Source organism: Rhodococcus sp. B7740, from assembly GCF_000954115.1.
In the GTDB taxonomy this organism is placed as follows: Bacteria; Actinomycetota; Actinomycetes; order Mycobacteriales; family Mycobacteriaceae; genus Rhodococcoides.
In genome coordinates this window covers 3,649,478-3,667,119 of sequence record NZ_CP010797.1, presented here as the reverse complement: position 1 = coordinate 3,667,119, position 17,642 = coordinate 3,649,478, and the positions used below count along the sequence as shown (strand labels likewise).

At 64.0% G+C, this 17,642-nt stretch carries 21 protein-coding genes; 9 read left to right on the top strand and 12 right to left on the bottom strand.

Annotated elements, in window-relative coordinates; translation table 11 throughout:
• Nucleotides 1-13: 13 nt before the first annotated feature.
• From NY08_RS16925 to NY08_RS16915, 3 genes are read right to left on the bottom strand one after another with little or no spacing between them, the layout of a single operon-like run.
• On the bottom strand, nt 14-226 hold the full coding sequence (locus NY08_RS16925; RefSeq protein ID WP_045197650.1) for a hypothetical protein: 213 nt from the start codon (nt 224-226) through the stop codon (nt 14-16).
• 8 nt (nt 227-234) lie between these two features.
• Nucleotides 235-822, bottom strand: coding sequence for a winged helix-turn-helix domain-containing protein (locus NY08_RS16920; protein WP_045197648.1), 588 nt, complete (start codon nt 820-822; stop codon nt 235-237).
• Between the two features lie 48 nt (nt 823-870).
• Complete coding sequence (locus tag NY08_RS16915) at nt 871-1,242, bottom strand: VOC family protein (RefSeq protein ID WP_045197647.1); 372 nt, start codon at nt 1,240-1,242, stop codon at nt 871-873.
• Between the two features lie 62 nt (nt 1,243-1,304).
• Here NY08_RS16915 and NY08_RS16910 point away from each other — a divergent pair, with 62 nt between their 5' ends.
• The gene (locus NY08_RS16910; RefSeq protein ID WP_045197645.1) at nt 1,305-1,736 is read left to right on the top strand and encodes a MarR family winged helix-turn-helix transcriptional regulator; all 432 of its coding nucleotides are present in this window, start codon (nt 1,305-1,307) and stop codon (nt 1,734-1,736) included.
• A 2-nt stretch (nt 1,737-1,738) separates the two neighbouring features.
• Here NY08_RS16910 and NY08_RS16905 read toward each other — a convergent pair whose 3' ends face one another.
• From NY08_RS16905 to NY08_RS16895, 3 genes are read right to left on the bottom strand one after another with little or no spacing between them, the layout of a single operon-like run.
• Complete coding sequence (locus NY08_RS16905) at nt 1,739-2,548, bottom strand: alpha/beta fold hydrolase (RefSeq protein ID WP_045200620.1); 810 nt, start codon at nt 2,546-2,548, stop codon at nt 1,739-1,741.
• A 13-nt stretch (nt 2,549-2,561) separates the two neighbouring features.
• Complete coding sequence (locus NY08_RS16900) at nt 2,562-3,281, bottom strand: pirin family protein (protein WP_045197644.1); 720 nt, start codon at nt 3,279-3,281, stop codon at nt 2,562-2,564.
• Nucleotides 3,278-3,730, bottom strand: coding sequence for a MarR family winged helix-turn-helix transcriptional regulator (locus NY08_RS16895; protein ID WP_045197642.1), 453 nt, complete (start codon nt 3,728-3,730; stop codon nt 3,278-3,280). Before NY08_RS16895 ends, NY08_RS16900 begins: the two co-directional genes overlap by 4 nt.
• Nucleotides 3,731-3,816: 86 nt before the next feature.
• Here NY08_RS16895 and NY08_RS16890 point away from each other — a divergent pair, with 86 nt between their 5' ends.
• Together NY08_RS16890 and NY08_RS16885 are read left to right on the top strand one after the other, a co-directional pair.
• Complete coding sequence (locus tag NY08_RS16890; protein WP_045197641.1) at nt 3,817-4,335, top strand: VOC family protein; 519 nt, start codon at nt 3,817-3,819, stop codon at nt 4,333-4,335.
• Between the two features lie 32 nt (nt 4,336-4,367).
• Nucleotides 4,368-5,150, top strand: a complete 783-nt coding sequence (locus NY08_RS16885; RefSeq protein WP_045197639.1) for a pirin family protein — start codon at nt 4,368-4,370, stop codon at nt 5,148-5,150.
• Here the strand turns inward: NY08_RS16885 and NY08_RS16880 are convergent.
• On the bottom strand, nt 5,147-6,712 hold the full coding sequence (locus NY08_RS16880) for a Na+/H+ antiporter (RefSeq protein WP_082073852.1): 1,566 nt from the start codon (nt 6,710-6,712) through the stop codon (nt 5,147-5,149). The genes NY08_RS16885 and NY08_RS16880 overlap by 4 nt on opposite strands.
• A gap of 58 nt (nt 6,713-6,770) precedes the next feature.
• Nucleotides 6,771-7,574 (bottom strand): SDR family oxidoreductase, encoded by an 804-nt coding sequence (locus NY08_RS16875; RefSeq protein WP_045197635.1) that lies wholly within the window; start codon nt 7,572-7,574, stop codon nt 6,771-6,773.
• A 112-nt stretch (nt 7,575-7,686) separates the two neighbouring features.
• On the opposite strand from NY08_RS16875, the gene NY08_RS16870 reads away from it, so the two are divergent.
• Together NY08_RS16870 and NY08_RS16865 are read left to right on the top strand one after the other, a co-directional pair.
• A complete protein-coding gene (locus NY08_RS16870; protein ID WP_045197634.1) occupies nt 7,687-8,409 on the top strand; it encodes an ABC transporter ATP-binding protein in 723 nt (240 codons plus the stop codon).
• Nucleotides 8,406-9,989: a hypothetical protein gene (locus tag NY08_RS16865; protein WP_045197632.1), complete on the top strand. Its 1,584-nt coding sequence runs from the start codon at nt 8,406-8,408 to the stop codon at nt 9,987-9,989. The genes NY08_RS16870 and NY08_RS16865 overlap by 4 nt, the downstream gene beginning before the upstream one ends.
• A gap of 122 nt (nt 9,990-10,111) precedes the next feature.
• Here the strand turns inward: NY08_RS16865 and NY08_RS16860 are convergent, their stop codons facing one another.
• On the bottom strand, nt 10,112-10,618 hold the full coding sequence (locus NY08_RS16860; RefSeq protein WP_045197630.1) for a GNAT family N-acetyltransferase: 507 nt from the start codon (nt 10,616-10,618) through the stop codon (nt 10,112-10,114).
• A 74-nt stretch (nt 10,619-10,692) separates the two neighbouring features.
• Between NY08_RS16860 and NY08_RS16855 the strand changes: the two genes are divergently transcribed.
• Together NY08_RS16855 and NY08_RS16850 are read left to right on the top strand one after the other, a co-directional pair.
• On the top strand, nt 10,693-11,601 hold the full coding sequence (locus NY08_RS16855) for a D-2-hydroxyacid dehydrogenase (protein WP_235386939.1): 909 nt from the start codon (nt 10,693-10,695) through the stop codon (nt 11,599-11,601).
• A 53-nt stretch (nt 11,602-11,654) separates the two neighbouring features.
• Nucleotides 11,655-12,098 (top strand): SRPBCC family protein, encoded by a 444-nt coding sequence (locus NY08_RS16850; protein WP_032396885.1) that lies wholly within the window; start codon nt 11,655-11,657, stop codon nt 12,096-12,098.
• Here the strand turns inward: NY08_RS16850 and NY08_RS16845 are convergent.
• Entirely contained in the window at nt 12,095-13,345 is a 1,251-nt protein-coding gene (locus NY08_RS16845) for an Nramp family divalent metal transporter (protein ID WP_045197626.1), read from the bottom strand. The two genes, NY08_RS16850 and NY08_RS16845, sit on opposite strands and share 4 nt — an antisense overlap.
• A 96-nt stretch (nt 13,346-13,441) precedes the next feature.
• Between NY08_RS16845 and NY08_RS25265 the strand changes: the two genes are divergently transcribed.
• Nucleotides 13,442-14,203, top strand: a complete 762-nt coding sequence (locus NY08_RS25265) for a class I SAM-dependent methyltransferase (RefSeq protein WP_052683850.1) — start codon at nt 13,442-13,444, stop codon at nt 14,201-14,203.
• Here the strand turns inward: NY08_RS25265 and lppU are convergent.
• A complete protein-coding gene (gene lppU, locus NY08_RS16835) occupies nt 14,200-14,799 on the bottom strand; it encodes an LppU family putative lipoprotein (RefSeq protein ID WP_045200616.1) in 600 nt (199 codons plus the stop codon). The genes NY08_RS25265 and lppU overlap by 4 nt on opposite strands.
• A 118-nt stretch (nt 14,800-14,917) precedes the next feature.
• Nucleotides 14,918-16,162, bottom strand: coding sequence for a molybdopterin-dependent oxidoreductase (locus NY08_RS16830; protein WP_045197625.1), 1,245 nt, complete (start codon nt 16,160-16,162; stop codon nt 14,918-14,920).
• A 162-nt stretch (nt 16,163-16,324) separates the two neighbouring features.
• Here NY08_RS16830 and NY08_RS16825 point away from each other — a divergent pair, with 162 nt between their 5' ends.
• Entirely contained in the window at nt 16,325-17,608 is a 1,284-nt protein-coding gene (locus NY08_RS16825; protein WP_158462584.1) for an HNH endonuclease signature motif containing protein, read from the top strand.
• The last annotated feature ends 34 nt before the right edge of the window (nt 17,609-17,642 follow it).

Genomic DNA, 17,642 nt, shown 5'->3' with positions numbered 1-17,642 from the left:
AATCTTGCTCTGATCAGCGTCGAGCCAGTTCGAGTACCCGTCGCTCGGACGCGGAGACATCGGCGAGGGATGCCGTCAACTCGTCCCACGCCCTCTGAACGCGGAGTTCGTCTCGGCGGAGGCGCTTCTGCGCAGCAGCGAGTCTGCGGCGCTCGGCCAGAAGCAGATTCCGATCGCGATCCTGATCGGCGATGAAGAGGTATGTGTACGGATCGAACGGATACATGCCAACTCCTATGGTGTGGTGGGGAATCCGTGCATCAGCACCATGACGTGTTCGCGCTCCGCCGATGGTGATTGCTCGCCGTGTCGACGCCACTTGTCGATGACGGCGCGCATTTCCGTCCCCATGGTCTTCGTCTCTTCGGCGGTGAGTCGCAGGACGTCGTCGGAGCTGAACGCCGCCGCCACCCATTCCGGCCCCCAGGACTCCGAAGTTCGCCCGAAGTCGTGCAGACGCGACCACTGGTGCGCCAGCCAGGAATCCATGGATGCCTTGGCGACCGACAGCGATTCGGGTGAGTCCGAGAAGTCGTTCTCGGACCAGCTGAACCCTCCCTCGTTGGCCTCCGACCACCAACGTTGACGTTTGTCGGATCCGTTCTCGACCTCCTTGACGAACCCGTGCTCGGCGAGTTTGCGCAGGTGATAGCTCACCGAGGCGGGTGACTCGTCCACCAGATCGCCGAGCTGGGTCGCCGTCATCGACTTGTTGGCGCGGAGTGCGTAGAGCAGGCGGAGCCGAATGGGATGCGTCAGCGCCTTCAGCTCGGACATGTCCGTCAGCTTCCGGGGCGTCCTGTCGGGCGGCGGTGGGGTCATGTGACAACCATAACCCGAAAGAAATATTTCGCAATAGTTCTTTCGGAATTAGCTGCTGTGCACGGTGACGGCATACCCGTCCGGGTCTTGCAGGACGAAGGTCTTACCGAAGGGGCCGTCGAAGGGTGCGGTCAGGATGGGCACGTCGGCCGCGACCAGTGACTCGTGCAGCGCCTCGGCGTCGTTGCACACGAGCCACAGCGCAACTCCGAGTCCCGGCTGACCACTGTCGAGATCTGTTCCGGGAGCTGGGTTTCGGACTGCGAACGGAATCGGTGACGTGGTGAAGACGACCGCGCCGGGTGGGGCCTGGGGTGCGCGGACGAGACCCAGACGCGATTCGTAGAAATCCGCGCTGACGGCGAGGTCGCGTACTTGGAGTGAGAGGAAGCTCGGTCCGGAAACAGCTGCAACGGTCATGATGGGTCCTTTCGAGTGATCGTCAAGTTCTTGACGAGAGAAATGTATGTCAAGATATTGACATGAGTCAAGTGGATGTCGATTCCTCCATCGGTCTGGCCCTCAAGCGAGCCACGTCCGCCCTGCGTTCGGCGATGGACGATGCTCTGAGCGAACTCGACATCACGGTCTCGCAGTACTCGAGCCTCGAACACCTCGCGCACACACCGGGCCTGTCCAACGCCGAACTCGCTCGCGCGGTGTTCGTCAGCAGGCAGGCAACCCATCAGCTGTTGGCCGGGCTGACGCGCGACGGCTTGGTGGAGATCGAGGGCACCGGTCGTGACCAACGCCTGTACGTGACCGCTACGGGCCGAGAGCGCTTGCGGCAAGCGTCGGCCGCGGTCGCCGCCGTGGAGCAGGCCATGATTGCGTCACTGTCGATGGGCGAGCGAAAAGTGCTGCATCGCAATCTCGTTGAGTGTGCTGAGGCGTTGGGCGGGCACCGGTCTTGACGTCACGCGATCGAGTCGAGGAACTCCAGCATCGCCGCGTTGAACTCACTGGGCCGGTCCATGTTCGCGGCGTGACCGCAGGTCTCCAAGACGACCGATCGACCGAGCGGGTTCAGGTCCACCGACTCGAAAGCATGTGCAGCAGGCCAGAACTGACTGTCACGCGCGGCGACCATCAGGTACGGCTTGTCGATACCGGCAATGGTTGCGCGCCAATCCTGCGCAGCATGATCTGCGAGCAGAGCCCTCATCGGTGGGGTGTCGGGGGACACCAATTTCGGCATCGCACGTAATGCGAGCACAAGCCTCAGCAGCGACGGTACGGATTTCCACTGGGGCCGCCCGTGACCGGTATCGGGTATTCCGTTGTCGAAGAACGTCGTTCGATTGTCCTCGGTGAGTCCGTAGAACCCGTTGGCCCAGCCCGCGCTGTTGACCATTCTCGGTGTCTGATCCACCGACACGATGGCGCGAACGCGTTCGGTGCCGAACTGCGACACGTACGACCAGATGGCGCTCGCTCCCATCGAGCCGCCGATCAGAACGGCTTCGTCGAGGCCCACCGCCGACAGGAAGTTCGCCACATCGCGTCCGTGCCGCTCCATGGTCGCGCCGTGTGTCGGTGCCTCCGAGGCACCGTGCCCTCGTCGATCGAGCGCCAGAACGCGGTATCCGTTCGCCACCAATGTCTTCTGTTGCAGCATCCAGGTGGTCGCGGGCGCGCAGAAGCCGGCGATGAGCACCACGGCCTGGCCCCTGCCCTCGTCGAGATAGTTCAGGGTGACGGCATCGTCGGTGATGACGGTCGGCATGGACGACACTCCCTCAGGCGAACTCGGCGTGCATTTCCCAGATCATGATCTCGCTCGACGTCGATGCTGTCACACGGTGTCCGCCGGTACCGGTCAGCCGCACCGCATCACCCTGGTCGAGATCGCCGATGTCCTCGAACACCACTGAACCGTCGGCGACGAAGACGTGACCGAACGGTGCGTCGGGAACGGTGATCGACTGTCCCGGCGCGAGCCGCGCAACATGAAGCGACACAAAGCGATTGCCGATGCGTAGTCCTGTCCTGCCCGGCATTCCCGATGCGACGCAGACGAGCTCGCCGGATGCCAACTCGTCCCGCACGTCCAGCTCGTCGTACGACGGCACCCGTCCGTCGGCATCCGGTGGAATCCACATCTGCACGACGCGTAGCTTGTCGCGGCTGGTCAGACTCGATGCGTTGCGTTCGGTGTGGCGGATGCCGGTGCCTGCGCTCATGCGTTGAATCAGTCCGGGGCGGATCAGCCCGCTGTTGCCCTCGGAGTCCGTGTGTTCGAGGGTGCCCTCGAGCACCCAGGTGAGGATCTCCATGTTCCGGTGCTCGTGCGAGTCGAATCCTTCGCCGGGAAAGACGGTGTCCTCGTTGTGCACCATCAGCAACCCGTGCGCGTTGGCCGCCAGGTCGTAGTTACCGGTCGCGGGGAAGGACTGTTTGGAATCGAGCCACTCGTTCCACCAGTGATGGCGCTGCTCCCCGGGAATGTGGCTGATCACGACGCGTGGTTCCGCATGGCCGAGAAAGTCCGGGTCAGGGCCGCGAGATCGTTCGGCTCCACGAGGTCGAACATGTTCTTCCGCACCGCCTCGACGTGCCCTGGACTGGCTGCGGCGAGGGTGTTCAGTCCGGCTTCGGTGAGTTCGGCGGACATGCCCCGCTTGTCGTCGTCGCATTTGACGCGCCGGACCCAACCGCAGTCGACGAGTCGGCTGATTGCCCTGGTTACGCCGCTGCGAGTGGTGGTGACGGCGTCGGCGAGTTCGCTCATGCGGCGTCGGCGATCGGGTGCTTCGGAAAGGACCACGAGCAGCTCGAAGTCGGTGAACGAGATCCCGGAGTCGCGCGTGAGCTGATTGTCGAGATCGCGAAGCAGCAGCCGAGTGGCGTCGAGGTATGCGCGCCAGGCCAGCTGTTCCTCCTGGCTGAGCCACCGTGGGGAGTCCATGAGTCCATAGTAGTTGACAACGCAACTACTGGGTGTACTCTTCTCGGTAGTTGACGAAGCAACTACTTGACCCGGAGGGTGCAGCGATGACCGACGACATGACTGCCGAAGAGACACGACGCGCGCAGGAACACGAAGAGCAGCGGGACCGTATCCGTACTCAGCACCTGAAGCCCGCAAGCGAACGGCCGGCGTCGTCCGCTCGCGGCCTCCACCACACCGCGTTGGTCAGCAGTGACGTCGAAGCAACGGTCCGCTTCTATCAGGATCTGCTCGAGTTCCCGCTCACCGAGCTCATCGAGAACCGTGACTACCCGGGCTCTTCGCACTTCTTCTTCGATATCGGGAACAGCAACCTGTTGGCATTCTTCGACTTTCCCGGACTCGACGTCGGACCGTATGCCGAGGTGCTCGGCGGCCTTCACCACGTGGCGATCAGTGTCGAACCCACCAGGTGGGAGCACCTGCGTACCAAGCTCATCGACGCCGGAGTCGAACTGATCGAGCACAGCGAGGTCTCGCTGTACTTCCGCGACCCCGACGGTGCCCGCCTGGAACTGATCGCCGATCCACTCGGCGAGATGTACGGCTCGCACGTCCTCTGACCCCCACACTCCACGAATTCGAGGGACACGATATGACCTCTGCAGCAACCACACTCGACGTCCGGCGAGCCGATGACCGATTCAAGACCAAGATCGGTTGGCTCGATTCCAAGCACTCCTTCTCCTTCGGCAACCACTTCGATCGCGGCAACACCCACCACGGCGTGTTGATGGTGAACAACGACGACATCGTCGTTCCCGGCCAGGGTTTCGACACCCACCCGCACCGCGACATGGAGATCGTCACCTGGGTGCTGCAGGGCTCGCTGGTGCACCAGGACTCGATGGGTCACACCGGCGTCATCTACCCCGGTCTCGCCCAACGAATGAGCGCAGGCACGGGAATCCTGCACTCGGAGAAGAACGACTCGTGGCGACTCGGGGAGACCGCCGGCTCGTACTCCGGCAAGCACGGCGATCCCGTTCGCTTCGTGCAGATGTGGGTGGTGCCCGACGAACAGGGCATCACCCCCGGCTACGAGCAGCTCGAGATCGACGGCGAATTGCTCAGTGGCGGTTTGGTTCCCGTGGCATCAGGAATGGCACACCACGCCGACCACGCGGCCATTCGCATCAAGAACAAGTACGCCGCCATGCACGTGGCGCGCTTGCAGGCCGGGCAGGCTCCCGTCGAGATACCCGACGCCCCGTTCGTGCACATCTTCGTCGCCCGGGGCGAAGCGATGCTCGAGGGCGTCGGACCACTGGCCGAGGGTGATGCCGTGCGCGTCAGCGGAGGCGGCGGTCAGAAGCTGAGCAGCGCCACCGGAGCCGAAGTGATCGTGTGGGAGATGCCCGCGGCGATCGCCGGCTAGTCGGTCTCTCGATGCGGGCGGAAGGAATGCTCTTCGTGATCGAGTTCGTGCTCGAGACTCCGCATGCTGTTGTCCGGCAGCCGGCCGGCGTCTCGCCAGCACAGCAGCTCCTCCCGCTCGACGTCGAGTATGCGGCGACGTGTGGTCATCGCGGCAATTTGCTCGGGTGAGATGACCGCATCGCCGATCTCGGACTCGTCGAGGTGATCCAGACGGCGATGGTAGCGGTCGATACGGTGCTCCAACTCGCGGCGCAGTATCTCGCGACCCTCGTCGTCCAGGTTCTCCTCGTCCGCAATCCGGTCCAACTGTGACAGAGCGGCTTTCGTCGAACCCTCCCGTGCTTCGTTGCGTAGACGTGCCTCTGCGGCGGGATCGGCCACGACGTTCAACCTGCGCACCAGCGGAGCGAAAGTCAATCCCTGACCGATCACCGTCACCAGCACGACGAGAAATGCACAGAACAGCAGCAGATCTCGGCTCTCGAACGGCTCGCCCGAGTCGATGGTCAGCGGCAACGTGAAGACGGCAGCGACGGTGATGACTCCGCGAGTGCCTGCCCAACTCATCACCACCGCCTCGCGGGCGGAAAGCCCGGTGGTCAGGAGCCACAGCGGCCGCAGCAACAGGACGCCGGCGAGCGTCACCGTGACTGCGAGGGCGATGGTCGTCCCCGAGTAGGCCGACAGGCCGCCGACAACGGTGGGCAATTGCTCGCCGATCAACAAGAACACGAAGCCCTCGAGAAGCAGATCGATCAGCCTCCACACGGCACTGGTCTGCAGGCGACTGGCTCCGGAGATGGCGTGACGGGTGTGGTGACCGATCACCAGTGCTGCGACGACGACGGCCAACACCCCGGACGCATGCACTTCTTCGGCCGCGAGGTACGCGAGGAACGGTGTAGCCAGCGAGACGATGTTGAGCAGCAGCGAATCGTGAACGAACCGCTGTATCAGCCGAATCGCCAGTGCGACGATCAGTCCGACGACGATGCCGCCTGCTGCGGCGAGCACGAACAATCCCCCGGCATGAGTGGCTGTCATGTCCTGACTCGAGATCGCGGCGATCGCCACGGTCAGCATCGTCAGTGCGGTCGCGTCGTTCAGCAACCCCTCGCCCTCTATCAGGGTCACCAGTTTCGGTGGGATGCCTGCGCGTCGACCCACCGCCAGCGCCGCGACCGGGTCCGGTGGTGCCACGGCGGCACCGAGCGCCATACCAGCGGCCAGCGTGATCCCCGGAACGAGCAACCACAGACCGACGCCGACGAGGGCAGCCGTCGCCACGACGAGGGCGACCGACAAACTCAAGATGGTCCACACGTTGCGGCGGATGGCGATCAGGGAGGAGTTCAGAGCGGCGCTGTAGAGCAGCGGCGGAATCACCAGGGTCAGAACGAGCTCGGGGTCGAGAACGATGTCGGGCAACGCCGACGCCGAGACGGCCAGGCCGGCGAGCGTCAATAACGCTGCCGCGGGGAGTGTCGTCTTCTTCGAGATCACCTGTGCTGCGACGATCAGGCCTGTGGCTGCCAGGACGAGACCGAGTGTCTCTACCACAGTAGGTCGAGAGGGAAATAGTTCACCCAGCTGTATTCCCGCAGGTCAGCGGTTCAAACTACCTCTTCAGTCCGAACATCTTCGCGATCGTCTTCTCCATGAAGGTCGCGGGCAGCAGCCGCCGCGCGAGAAACACGACCGGTGCATTGCTTCCTCTGGCGTACAACGGTTTCGGCTTGTCGGCCTCGATGGCCTTCACTACTACCTCGGCGACGTCCTCGGCGGAGATGCCGGTTCCTTCCTTGCGGTCCAGCGACGAGATGGCGGTGTGGAAGTCGTCTCGATGGACCGAATCCGGTGCGATGTACTTGGTTCGGCGCTCACTGATTCCGGTGTTGATCGAGCCCGGCTCGACGGTGGTCATCCACACACCGAAGGGCGAGAGTTCCAGACGCGCCGCATCGGAGAAGCCCTTGATGGCGGCTTTCGTGGAGGCGTAGGACGAGCGATAGGCAAGCGGGAAGCTGGCCAGCATCGATCCGACCATCACGATGCGGCCGTAACCACGATCGCGCATACCGGGAATGACACCTTGCGACAGCGTCACTGCGCCGAAGACGTTCAACTGGAAGAGTCGCTCGATGGCATCGGTCGGTAGCTCCTCGAAGGGCCCGGACTGACTCTCACCGGCGTTGTTGACCAGGACGTCGACGTCCCCGAGATCGGCGACGAAGGTGCGGATCGAGTCGGCATCGGTGAGATCGAGAGCGCGATACTCGACACCGGTGGCTCGCTGCGCGTCGGTCATCGAGGCCGGATTGCGGGAGGTGCCGATCACTCGGTATCCCCGGGCGACGAGCGCCTGCGCAACCGCGCGTCCGATACCCGACGAGGCTCCGGTCACCACTGCCGTGCGATTCATGCCCAGATGGTACCGACGCGGTCAATCCGACCACGTGACGATCCGATCCATACCGGTTAGTCTTTTATCTGTGCAAACGAATTCTGCTGCCCTGCTGATCGAGCACCTGTGTATGGCGTTCGGACCCAAGGTTGCCGTCGACGACTTGTCTCTGATGGTTCCACCCGGTTCGATGTTCGGGCTCGTCGGCCCGAACGGCGCAGGGAAGACGACCTGTCTGTCCATGGCGGTCGGTCTGCTCAGACCGCAGTACGGCCGAAGTCTGGTGTTCGGACGCGATGTCTGGGCCGATCCCATCGCCGCCAAAGAGCTACTCGGAGTGCTGCCCGACGGCCTCGCTCTGCCGTCCCAGTTCACCGGCCACGAACTCCTGACGTATTTCGGGCGACTTCGCGCGATGCCCGAGGACGTGATCGCGCAGCGTCGAGACGAGCTGTTGGACGCGTTGGATCTGGCCGACGCCGGGGGAACCGTCATCGCCGACTACTCCGCGGGCATGACCAAGAAGATCGGACTGGCCTCGGCGCTGCTGCACGGACCCCGGCTGCTCGTGTTGGACGAGCCCTTCGAGGCGGTCGACCCCATCTCCTCGACCACGATTCGCACCATTCTGGTCCAGTTCGTCCGCTCCGGAGGCTCGGTGATCCTGTCGAGTCACGTGATGGCGCTCGTCGAGCAACTCTGCACTCATGTCGGCGTCATCACCGGCGGCCGCGTCGTGGCCGTCGGAACGGTCGACGAGGTCCGCGCCGGCGGAAGCCTGGACGACGCCTTCGTTCGCCTGGTCGGTACTCGCGAGCAGAACCCCGACGGCCTGTCCTGGATGCGCTCGTGACGTCCCTCGGTCGCACCGTTCTGCAGATGCGAATCACGCTCTACCGCAGGCAGTTCAAGGGCGGTCAAGCAGTGGTGAAAACCGTGTTCGGGGTGCTGGGGCTGGTCGTCGCCGTTGTGGCATGTGTGTTGTCCGCGCGCAATGGAGCTTCGCAGGTCTTGGTCGGCGGCACCGCAAGCCTCGGGCTGACGCTGATGGGCCTGAGCTGGGTACTGTTCCCAGTGCTCTCGGGGATCTCCGACGACAACATCCAGCCCCGCCACTTCCAGATGCTCTCGGTGGAGCCCGCACGCCTGGCGCGGGCGTTGTTGACCACGTCGGGTGTCGGCATGGTGGTGCCGTTGACGGTCATCGCGACTGCGTCGATCCCCATCTATGCCGTATCGCGTTCCCTCGCAGCACTTCCGCTTGCCCTGGTGGCCTGGCCTGCGACCGTCGTGCTCTTCGTGACGCTGTCCAGAGTGGTCACCGTGGCGATGTCTCAGCTACTGAAGAGTCGGCGCAGTCGAGAGTTCGCTCTGCTGGCGTTCGGTGCGGTGTTCGGCGGACTGTACTTCCTGCAGTTCCCCATCACCCAGAACTTCTCCAGGGTGCTGTCGGGTGACGTGACATGGCCTCTGACACTGGCACATTCGATACCGTTCAGTTGGGGAATCACCGGAGTGGACGCTGCGCTCGACGGCAACTGGATAATGGCGATCGCCGCAGTGGCGGGACTGCTGCTGCTCGATGTCGTCTTGGTGTGGTCGTGGCAGCGACTTGTGCTGCGGCTCTTCGAGGGACGGGTCTCCGCCTCGTACGGCGCGTCGCGCAAGCAGATGGCAGCGAACGGCCACAACGGCGATCGCGGTTGGCGCGCCACCCGTGTCGGCGCGGTGGTGACGCGTGAGCTGGGCCTGTGGCGCGGCGATATGCGTCGCCGGAGCCAGCTGTTGTCGGTCCTCATCTTCGCGGTGCTCGGAGGTATCGGTCCGTTGGTGACCGATTCGATTCCGTTCAGCGCAGCCTGGGGTGCGTGGATCGTGATCTTCATGGCAATGGGCGCGGGATCGAATCTGTACGGTCTCGACGGCGGTTCGATGTGGCACCTGGTGATGATCCCGCAGGCTCTGCGCGACGACGTCCGCGGTCGGCAGATAGCGTGGCTGATGGTCACGGCACCCTTTGCGATCGTGTCCTCTGCGGTCGTCCGCGTATTCGGTGACCTCGGACTCGACCGGTTGGCAGTCCCCATCTCGGTGACGTTGTCGATGCTCGGCGTCAGTGCAGGACTCATCGTCGTGGTCTCGGTCCGTGCCGCCTATCCGGTTCCTGAACCGACCAAGGCCTTTTCGTTGAACACCCGAGGGTCGTTCAACGGAGGGTCGTTCGCCCTACTCATGCTGGCAATAGTTGTACTCGGGCTGTCGGTAGTGCCCGCTCTGCTGCTGGCATTGCTTCTCCCCGGTGTCTTCGCGTATCTGTCCGTTCCCGTTGCCGCGGCGGTCGGATGGCTGGGGATGTGGTGGGGTGCGCGGGTGGCCGTGAACACGCTCGTCGGGGACTCCGACAAGATCTTGCACGAGGTCATCTCACGGTAGGGCGCGGATTGCCTTACAGGGGTTGCCGGCAGCGAAGGTGTGCGACGGCACATCGCGCTCTGTTTCGATGAATCGGTTGAGCAGCTTCGCAGGCCACGAGGTTCTCTCCCAGCGACGACAGGCTACCGATCGGTCGACTTCTCGAACAGGGCCACGCTGAACCACGCACTGCCGTCGGCGAACTCGTGTCGGCCGACGTGGCGGAAACCCTGATTCAGGTAGTAATTGCACAACGCACCGTTGGTTTCGGCGCAGTCCAGACGCAGCAACGTGCGTCCTTCCCGGTGGGTCTGCTCCGACGCCCACTCGAGCAAAGCCGCGCCGAGCCCGGTGCCCGCTTCGCTTCTGTCGATCACCAATCCGTGCACGTACCCGGCGAGCCCATCCTCTTCGGGCCAGATTGTGGGATCGGCCCAGATCAGTCTCAGCGCACCGACTATCGGGCCACTCGGATCGCGCCGGGCGACGTAGAACTCTCCTGCCTCGATGTGCGCCGCGACAGTGGACAGGGGTACCTCGCGCGGTGTCCACTGGTCGATTTCTCGAGCGAAGAGCCAGTCCTCGGCTGCGTGCCGCAGGCCGAGTATCGTTGCTGCGTCGGCGGCAGTTGCGAGTTCTACGGTGAGCACGGTGCCATCGTACGGAGGTGGCGAGTCTTGTGGTGAACGTGCTTGTGGTCGAAAGTGGTTCGGACAGAGGGTCCTTGCCCGCGATCGACGAAGTCGACTTCCGAAGCTGCACGATGGACGAGCTCGCCGGTCTGGTGTCGTGGGCAGAGGTGTTGCTGTTCCGAACGTTCGAGACCGCCGATCTGCGAACCGTGTGGCCGAATGCCGAGAATCTTCGCTGGATCCACGCATCGAGTGCCGGCGTCGACCGACTGCTCGATCCGGTTCTGCGCGAGGGCCGATGGATTCTGACGAACTCCGGCGGAATCCTCGACAGGGCGATTGCGGAGTATGTCGCAGCCGGCATTCTGGCGTCGGTCAAGAAGCTGCCGCTGGCGCTTGCTCGTCAGCGCGAGCGGGTCTGGGAACACAGAGTTACCAATGGTATTCACGGTCGCGCCGCTCTCGTCGTCGGTCCCGGTTCGATCGGCCGCGAGATCGGCCGGGTCCTCGGCGCACTCGGTATGCGCGTCGATGCGGCGGCAACGTCGGAGCGGTCCGGAGACTCGGAGTTCGGACGAATCCGCGACGTTCGACGATTGCGGTCGTATGCGGGTGAGTACGACGTGATCGTGCTGGCGACACCGTTGACCGACGCCACCCGAGCACTGGTCGACGCGGAGGTTCTCTCGGCCATGCGTTCCGATGCAGGCCTGGTCAACATCGCCCGCGGACCGGTCGTCGACGAACGAGCCCTGTGCGACGCCCTCGCTGACGGAGGCATCGGGTGGGCCGTGCTCGACGTGTTCGAGGTCGAGCCGCTACCGGACACGAGTCCGCTGTGGCACATGGACAACGTCATCCTGACCGCGCATCTGGCGGGCGACGCCGACGACTTCGCCGAGCGCCTGTGGGCGCTGTTCGAGGACAACCTCCATCGATATGTCCGTGGTTCGGCTCTGGTGAACGTGGTGGACAAGCAGGTGGGGTACGTACGCCGCTGAAACGGACGGCCAAAGTATGCGTAACACGCCGTAGCGTGTACTAAGGTGCACTAGTGCGTGAAATCAATCGTTCGGCCGTTGCGTCGACCAGTCGCGAGGCGGCGTTCGCCTACATGGACGACTTCAGGAACGTCCCGCAATGGATGTTCGGCATCACCCGTTTCGAGCCGACGAGCGAGGTCACTTCAGGACTCGGTGCCACGTACGACGCGACGATGCAGATCGGTCCGAAGGCCCTCACCTCCGTTGTGCACGTCACCGAATGGGTCCACAACGAGAGGCTCACGCTCGAGTCGGTCGAAGGCCTGTCCAACTCGTCCACGTGGTCGTTCTCGGATACGGCAGACGGCGGAACCCGTCTGGACGTTGTGTTCCGCTACAGCCTGCCCGGCGGAATCGCGGGCAAGGTGCTCGGCGCTGTTGTGGAACCCGTTGTGGGTCAGGCGATCAAGCACACGGAGTCGACACTGCGCTCACGCCTGGAAGCGGCCGACTAGTACACGTACTTGTCGAGAGCATCCAAGACCTGGTCGACGGCGAGCCACGCGAACAGGAATGCGCACACACCCAGCGTCAGGTTGGTGAACCAGCCGTTGCGCCACTGCTTCGGCACGCGATCACTGTTGAGCAGTATCAACAGTGTCACCGCCAGGAACGGCATGAACACCGCGCCGAGTACGCCGTAGGCGAGCACGAGCCCGATCGGTTGGTCGAGCCACAGCAACGCCATGGGCGGGAACGTCAGCCACGCGACGTACCACCTGAAGTACTTGCCTCCCACTCGTGTTTCCGGGTGACCCTGTTCGAGCCCCTTCAGATTGCCGACGAAGTCCGCGAACATCAGGCTCACGCCGTTCCACACCCCGATCAGCGACGAGAACGACGCGGACCAGAATCCGATGAGGAACACGTAGCCGAACACCGTCCCGTAGCGGTCCGCGAGCACGTCGGAGAGTTGGATCAAGCCCTGATCGCCGGTGGAGATCGCGATCTGCGACGAGTACAGCAGTTCGGCACCGACGATGAGCATCGCGAGGACGAAGATGCCGGAGATGACGTAGGCCATCGAATTGTCGATACGCATGACGCGCATGAATTTCGGTGTGATCCAGCCTTTCTCGCGCAGCCAGTAGCCGTACGCGGCGAGCGTGATGGTGCCACCGACGCCACCGGCAAGGCCGAGGACGTACACGATGGAGCCGTCGGGAATGGTGGGGACGATGCCCTTGACGATCGCGGGGACGTTGGGAACCGCCACTACCGCAGCACCGATCACGGTCACGAACATGATGCCGACGAAGACGGTGATGATCTTCTCGAAGAATCCGTAGCTACCCAGCCAGATCAGCGCGAAGCCGAGGAGTCCGGACGCGATGGCGACGACCTTGAGATCCAAAGCGGGGAACAGTGCGACGATCGGCAACGCGCTCGACGACATCGCTGCCGCTCCGTAGACGAACCCCCAGATCACGATGTAGGGAGCGAAATACGCCGTCGTCCACTTTCCCAGCGAACGCCAGCCCTGGAAGATCGTGTTGCCCGACGCCAACGTGTAGCGGCCGGCACCTTCCACCAGAACGACTTTCATGACGACACCGACGATGATGACCCAGAGCAGGGCGTAGCCGTAGCGCGAGCCCGCCACCAGTGTCGCGACGAGGTCGGCAGCCCCGATGCCGGTTGCGGCGACCACCAGTCCGGGGCCGACCACCTTCCATTTCGGAGGTGCAGTGGTCTCGGTCATCGACTCTCCTCGCGTGCGGGGTCTGCTCAGTGAGCTGTCTCACTCTTTACGAAACGCACGGTTCCTGGCAAGTCGACCCTCGGTACCGTCGATGCGGTGACCGACGGACAGCAGTCATCGCGTGCATTGAGCTTCGGCAAGGTTGCCGAGAACTACGACCGGGCCCGTCCCGGCTACCCGGCCGAGCTGTACGCGGACATCGCGGCGGGCGACGGGATGCGAGTGCTCGAGGCGGGGGCAGGTACCGGCAAAGCCACAGTTGCGTTGGCCGAACTCGGCGCGTCCGTTGTTGCGGTGGAACCGGATTCGGCTATGGCAGAGCTGGTTCGGCGGCGCACCGAGAACCTCGACGTCGAAGTGCAGGTGTCGCGGTTCGAGGATTGTGCAGCCCCGGCGGCGGCGTTCGATGTGGTCGTTGCAGCCCAATCCTGGCATTGGGTGAACCACGAGCAAGGAGCTGCAGTGGCGGCCCGCGCATTGGTCCCCGGCGGTTCCCTTCGGTTGTGGTGGAACATGCCGGGCGACCTCGATGGCCCGGCATGGGAAGCGGTCAGGGCGGCCTACGACGCAACCGAGCCCGAAGTGGCGCACCTGTTGGTGCGTTCTCTCGGTACGCAACCGGAGTCCAACGTGCCGCGCGCTGCCGGCTTCGGTCCGTGGACGACCTCGACGTACGAGTGGGTCCAGCGCTACTCCGCAGACGAGTTCTGCGCCATGGCCGCCACGTACTCGAGCCATCTCGCCCTGGACGACCGGCGCCGCGGCGAGGTCCTGGGCGCAGTGCACGCGGCCATCGCCCGCCACGGCTACGTGGACTACCGCTACGTCACGCAGATGGTGACGGCGCAGCTCGACTAGGAGATCGTCGTGGTGCAGACGACGAATTGCCTGGCGTCGTAAGCGAATCCGCCCTCGGGGCATTCGTTGGGATCGGCGGTACCGGTCTTGATTTCGGTGACCTGTTCGACGTCGGTGGCGTCGGGGTCGCCGCAGTCGACCCGTGAGGGCTCGTCCATACCCACGGTGGGCACGCTCATGCAGCCGCCGACCACCCAGTCGACGTCGAGGCACAGTGCGCCCTGTTCCACACCGTCGAGCGTCTCGTAGTAGGTCTGATTGACGTCGGTGGGGCACTGCTCGTTCTGCTCGGCCTTGGCGATCACCTTGTAGTTCGATTCCATGCTGCCGCATTCGGCGTTGTCGATGGTGGCGGCCGTCATCGTCCCGCCGAGTTGGACGCACTGACCGATCTCGACATCGATGTCGGTGGAGCCGCCGGCGTCGATGCCCTCTTGGCCCGAGACGCCGTCGGTGGTGCTGGTAGCGGCGGACGTCGAGGCGGCTGTGGTGTCGGCAGCGACGGCGTTGCCGGCTTCGGACGATGAACAGCCTGCGGCGAACAGCAGTGTGAGAGCTGCACTTGCGACGAGGAGGCTTCTGGACAAAGCAAGCATGATGTCATGACCTTCGGAACTCATCCAGGCGAGGGAGTGACCCTCGTCGGCGGCCCCACGGGCCGCCGATCACCGATTCTTTACCATCGACGGAGGTTTGAACAGCCACAGCTGGAAGTCACGAACGGAACACGATGCGAGCAACCCACTTGGTGTTGTGGACACCCGGAAGGGCAGGAACGATCACTCGCGCGGGGAATCCGTGATCGAGCGAGAGATCGACACCGTTGACTTTCAAGGCCAGCAACGAATTCGGGTGCGCCGCTTGATTTCCCTGCAACACCGCACGAGTGAAGGCTCCGTTCTGCTCCAGCGAGCTCACCTCAGCCGATCGCGGTGCGGGTACGCCCGCCAGCGCAGCGAGTTCGGCCAACGGGACACCGGTCCACGTCTGCGTGGTGGACCATCCTTCGACGCACGCGATCGGCAGTTCGGCAGTGCGCTGCGGCATCGACAGCAGCCTGCCGCGGGACAGCACGATCGGGACGGCGTCCTCGGCCGCGCTGCTGATCGTCAGTTGCCAGTCGGGCCCGGTCTGCGCCTCGGTGATCCCGGCCGCTTCGGCCGTTCGGTTGATCTGAAAGTCGTTGGGGCCGTCGCCGTACGAGCGTCCGCGGGGCAGCAGGATCGCGGCCTTGCGCAGCACTCCGCCGACCGTCTGTCCTACCGTCAACACGGCAACGAATCCCATTCCGGCAGCGACCAATCCGATGGCACCGCGTCGACCCATGGTCGCCGGTCGGTCGTCGTTCTTCTGCTGTTCCGGAGCTTCGTTCCTGGCGCGCAGTACGTCCATCAACGACTCCGACCTCAGGGTCCTCCACATCAGCGGGACCTTGAGCGCGAGGTGTACGAGGAATCCGGAGATGAACACCCAGGCACCGAAGTAGTGAGCGGCGTAGAAGTCGAAACCGAACACGTAGTCGTACTGAATGTTGAGAACACCCGTCACGATCTCGAACAGCAGGCCCCCGACCAGTGCCAGCAGCGACAGTCGTTCGAGCGCATGTGCCGGCGATCGCACCGGTGGTAGTTCGAAGAGCTTGGGCATCACCGACCACAGTTTGGCGATGACGAGCGGCACGATGATCAGGCCGAGTCCGACGTGCAGACCCTGCGTGAGCTGGTAGAGCCATGCCGGATTCGTCGGCCAGTCGAAGAACGGCAAGCGCAGCCACCCGACGGCACCCGGCCTGGCCTGGCCGAACTGTGGACCGTACGCGCTGTACGAGAGCAATCCCGTCGCGATGACTATCGGCAGCGCGACGAGCAGAACTGCGCCGAACAGCGACGTCAACCACGTGCCGCGCAGCGGACTGGGAAAGCGCGCGAGAGACTTGCGTGCTTCGGCCATGTAGGGCATTCGCTGCCCAGAGGGTGCCGGATGTGTCGCGGCCGACTCCCGTGCCCGGCGCATCGCCTCGTGACAACGTCCCCGCGGGGACGCGTCGGGCATCGTGGGAGAGTTTCTGTCGGTGCCTCGTCGTACATTTCTCGAACATGTATTCGATGAATGGGGGCGTTCATGATCGACATGGTCGACGCGGGATCCGAGGCGGGGCGGATCGAGACGAAGGAAATCGAGACCGAAATCTGCGCTCTGGCAGGTCGGATCGCGGCGGCGTCGGCGCAGTATCTGATTCTGGTGGGCGAGTTCGATGCGCGACGCGGATGGGCGGGTTGGGAAGTGCGGTCCTGTGCGCACTGGTTGTCGTGGCGTGCGGGGGTCGATCTGCACACCGCTCGTGAGCAGGTGCGCGTGGCCAAGGCCATGCGAGAGCTGCCGCTGATCACCTCGGCGTATCTGAGCGGCACCATCTCGTACTCGAAGGTGCGCGCGATGACTCGCGTTGCGACGGCCGAGAACGAGGCGTCGTTGCTGCAGAAGGCGCTCGACGCCCCGGCTGCGCACATCGAACGCCTCTGCCGTGGTCTGAAGAAGGCGATGCGTCCGACCAAGGGAAACGGCGTCGACCTCGACCCGTGCGCCGGGCGGTGGCGCTGGGACGAGGACGACGGCTCGCTCGTGCTGACGGCCCGCTTTCGGCCCGAGGACGGTAAGCGGTTTCTCGCTGCATTGACCAGGGCGGAGTACGAGCGCACCAGGACCGACGGAGAATCCGAGGGTGACCGGGCGGCCCCGGCACCGCCCAACCCGGTGCCGGCGATGATTGCCATGGCCGAGATGGTCTGCGCTGCGATGGATTCACCGGTCGTCTCTCCTGCTGCCGAGGTGCTGGTGCACATCGGTGGGGTCGACGAAGCAGGGTCCGACCACGCTCATTTCGACGACGGGCCAGGGCTCGACGACGAAACCCTCGCTCAGGTGCTGTGTTCCGCGGTCATGCGGACCGTCGGCCACGGCCGGCTGGGTAGAACTGTGCGGTGGAGTTCGACGGCGAAAGTCCCGAGCCGAACCCAATTGCGTCAGTTGATCATTCGGGACCGATGCTGCACGGTACCCGGGTGCGGCCGCACCCGATTTCTGCATGCTCACCACGTCACCTATCGCTCACGGGGAGGTGCGACGTCACTCGACAACCTGGTCCTGCTGTGCGGCGAACACCACCGAGCGTTGCACGACGGATATTTCTTCATCGAAGCCCTCGGCGATCAACGCTTCTCGTTTCGACATCCCTCGGGAACCGAGATCATCCACGCTCCCGCGATGTCGGGAGACGCCGACGAAGTCAGGCGACAGTACAGCGGTATCGCACCCGACGCCATCGTTCCGGACTGGGGTGGCGAAGGCCTCGACCTCAGCTACGCGACCGATGTCCTGATCACCAATTGGCAGCGGGCTGCATGAAACGGCGTCGTCGAGGGCAAGTTAGTGTGACGAC

Bases quoted from the DNA above. Each gene is read 5' to 3' on its own strand.
- NY08_RS16925 (WP_045197650.1), bottom strand. From the start codon at position 226: ATGTATCCGTTCGATCCGTACACATACCTCTTCATCGCCGATCAGGAT.
- NY08_RS16920 (WP_045197648.1), bottom strand. From the start codon at position 822: ATGACCCCACCGCCGCCCGACAGGACGCCCCGGAAGCTGACGGACATG.
- NY08_RS16915 (WP_045197647.1), bottom strand. From the start codon at position 1,242: ATGACCGTTGCAGCTGTTTCCGGACCGAGCTTCCTCTCACTCCAAGTA.
- NY08_RS16910 (WP_045197645.1), top strand. From the start codon at position 1,305: ATGAGTCAAGTGGATGTCGATTCCTCCATCGGTCTGGCCCTCAAGCGA.
- NY08_RS16905 (WP_045200620.1), bottom strand. From the start codon at position 2,548: ATGCCGACCGTCATCACCGACGATGCCGTCACCCTGAACTATCTCGAC.
- NY08_RS16895 (WP_045197642.1), bottom strand. From the start codon at position 3,730: ATGGACTCCCCACGGTGGCTCAGCCAGGAGGAACAGCTGGCCTGGCGC.
- NY08_RS16890 (WP_045197641.1), top strand. From the start codon at position 3,817: ATGACCGACGACATGACTGCCGAAGAGACACGACGCGCGCAGGAACAC.
- NY08_RS16885 (WP_045197639.1), top strand. From the start codon at position 4,368: ATGACCTCTGCAGCAACCACACTCGACGTCCGGCGAGCCGATGACCGA.
- NY08_RS16875 (WP_045197635.1), bottom strand. From the start codon at position 7,574: ATGAATCGCACGGCAGTGGTGACCGGAGCCTCGTCGGGTATCGGACGC.
- NY08_RS16870 (WP_045197634.1), top strand. From the start codon at position 7,687: ATGGCGTTCGGACCCAAGGTTGCCGTCGACGACTTGTCTCTGATGGTT.
- NY08_RS16845 (WP_045197626.1), bottom strand. From the start codon at position 13,345: ATGACCGAGACCACTGCACCTCCGAAATGGAAGGTGGTCGGCCCCGGA.
- lppU (WP_045200616.1), bottom strand. From the start codon at position 14,799: ATGCTTGCTTTGTCCAGAAGCCTCCTCGTCGCAAGTGCAGCTCTCACA.
- NY08_RS16830 (WP_045197625.1), bottom strand. From the start codon at position 16,162: ATGCCCTACATGGCCGAAGCACGCAAGTCTCTCGCGCGCTTTCCCAGT.
- NY08_RS16825 (WP_158462584.1), top strand. From the start codon at position 16,325: ATGATCGACATGGTCGACGCGGGATCCGAGGCGGGGCGGATCGAGACG.